At 66.4% G+C, this 2522-nt stretch carries 1 protein-coding gene and 1 pseudogene; both read right to left on the bottom strand.

The genetic code is table 11. The features are described from left to right. Window positions 1-100 precede the first annotated feature (100 nt). Window positions 101-1975, bottom strand: a complete 1875-nt coding sequence (ftsH, locus tag WAL33_RS11830; RefSeq protein WP_422181640.1) for an ATP-dependent zinc metalloprotease FtsH — start codon at window positions 1973-1975, stop codon at window positions 101-103. 76 nt (window positions 1976-2051) lie between these two features. Then, window positions 2052-2522 (bottom strand): annotated as a pseudogene (locus WAL33_RS11825) (tRNA(Ile)-lysidine synthetase); the annotation flags it as partial.

Below are 2522 nucleotides of genomic sequence, written 5' to 3'. Positions count from 1 at the left end.
GCTCAGGATGAGGACCATTGCAGAGGCCGTAGCGGTGGAAAACCTCATCCTGAGCTTGTCGAAGGACGAGGTTTTCGCTCCCAGAGCCGAAGGCCGATCCCTAGGCGGTGACGCCCGAGGAGATCGGCACCGAAGCCGTCGGCCCGGTGGGCATCTTGTTGCTCTCGTCCTCGATCCGGGTCGGCTGGACGCCCTTCATCACGGCGATGATCTCGTCGCCGCTGAGGGTTTCGAACTCCAGCAGGGCCTTGGCCACCAGGTGCAGCTCGGCGAGCTTCTCGGTCAGGATCTGGCGCGCCTCGTCCTCGCCGCTCTTGACCAGGCGACGGACCTCGGCGTCGATCTTCTTCATGGTCTCGCTCGAGACGTTCTGGGTGCGGGCCACCGAGTGGCCGAGGAACACCTCGTCCTGGTTGTCGCCATAGGCCACGGTGCCCAGCTCGTCGGAGAAGCCCCAGCGGGTGACCATGTTGCGGGCCAGGCTGGTGGCGGCGCTGATGTCGCTGGAGGCGCCCGAGGTGATCTTGTTCTTGCCGAAGATCAGCTCCTCGGCCACCCGGCCGGCCATCATGATGGCCAGGCGCGAGGTCATCATGTCGAAGCTCATCGAGTAGCGGTCGCCCTCGGGCAGCTGCATGACCATGCCCAGGGCGCGGCCGCGCGGCACGATGGTGGCCTTGTGGACCGGGTCGGCGACGGCGACGTTGAGGGCCACCAGGGCGTGGCCGCCCTCGTGATACGCCGTCAGCTTCTTCTCGTCCTCGCTCATGGCCATCGAGCGACGCTCGGCGCCCATCATCACCTTGTCCTTGGCGTATTCGAAGTCGTGCATGGTGACCATGCGACGGTTCTTGCGCGCCGCGGTCAGGGCCGCCTCGTTGACCAGGTTGGCCAGGTCCGCGCCCGAGAAGCCGGGGGTGCCGCGGGCCAGGGTCTTGACGTCGACGTCGGCGGCCAGCGGCACGTTCTTCATGTGCACGCGGATGATCTTCTCGCGGCCCATGACGTCGGGATTGGGCACCACGACCTGGCGGTCGAAGCGGCCCGGACGCAGCAGGGCCGGGTCCAGCACGTCGGGACGGTTGGTGGCGGCGATCAGGATGATGCCTTCATTGGCCTCGAAGCCGTCCATCTCGACCAGCAGCTGGTTGAGGGTCTGCTCGCGCTCGTCGTTGCCGCCGCCCAGGCCGGCGCCGCGATGGCGGCCGACGGCGTCGATTTCGTCGATGAAGATGATGCAGGGGGCGTTCTTCTTGGCCTGCTCGAACATGTCGCGCACGCGGCTGGCGCCGACGCCGACGAACATTTCGACGAAGTCCGAACCGGAGATCGTGAAGAACGGCACGCCGGCCTCACCGGCCACGGCGCGGGCGATCAGGGTCTTGCCGGTGCCCGGAGGGCCGATCAGCAGGGCGCCCTTGGGGATCTTGCCGCCCAGGCGCTGGAACTTGGCCGGATCCTTGAGGAACTCGACCACTTCCTGCAGCTCTTCCTTGGCCTCGTCGACGCCGGCGACGTCGTCGAACATCACGCGGTTCTTGTTCTCGGTCAGCAGCCGGGCCTTGGACTTTCCGAAGCCCATGGCGCCCTTGGTGCCGCCCTGCATCTGACGCATGAAGAAGATCCACACCCCGATCAGCAGCAGGATCGGCAGCATCTGGAACAGCACGCCCACCAGGAGGTTGCCGCCCTTCTGGTAGACGATCTCGGAGTTGCGGGCCTCCAGACGCTTGACCAGGTCTTCGGAACTGACCGGCGCGTTGACGGTGTAGGGCTTGCCGGTCTTCGGCTCGACCTTGACGATGTCGCCGTTGATCGTGGCCTTCTTGACCTCGCCGCTGTCGATGTTCTTGAGCAGCTGCGAATAGCTGATCTCGCTGGCGCCGCCGGGCTTACCGCCCTGGCTCACGAAGGTGTAGGCCATGACCAGCACCACCACGATCGCCGCCCAGATGCCCAGGGTCTTGAAATTCATACGCGTTGTCTTCCCAACGATAGTCTCTGACCTTCCAAGATAGGACGGCCCGGCCGGTTTCGCCACGCGCGGAATATCATGTCGCGGGCTCTTGATCGACACGGCCCGTCGCCGCCTCGAAACGATCCATGACAAGACAACGCGCTCGCATCGCTTCCGTCTCTGCAAGGATCGGGCAAGTCACTGTCCCATCGCGGGTCGACACCGCCGGCAGGGCGGGCCTGGCGGCGGGCGGAAACCCTTTCAGCGCTTGGCGTTGCGCGGCGGGCAGGCGGGCGGCCAGACCTTGCAAGGCGCGAACGGTCAGGCCCGGTTCGGCGGCGGTCAGTTCGTAGCGGCCGTCCCAGACGATCAGTTGGTTGACCGGCAAGGGCGTTTCCAAGGCCCTCCCCCCGTGGGGGAGGCGATCCGAAGGATCTGTGGGGGGAGGAGCTGAACGCCGGGCCTCGCCAAGCTCGCGGAAAAAGGAGACCCCCTCCCCCGTCACCTCGATCCGGGCCCCGGCCAGAGTGGCGGTGAAGGTCTCGCGGGCCCGGATGCGCTCGAC

This window comes from Caulobacter sp. (assembly GCF_049283275.1).
Taxonomy (GTDB): Bacteria; Pseudomonadota; Alphaproteobacteria; order Caulobacterales; family Caulobacteraceae; genus Caulobacter.
Note: the sequence above shows the minus strand (reverse complement) of the source record. Positions and strands in the feature narration are given on the sequence as shown.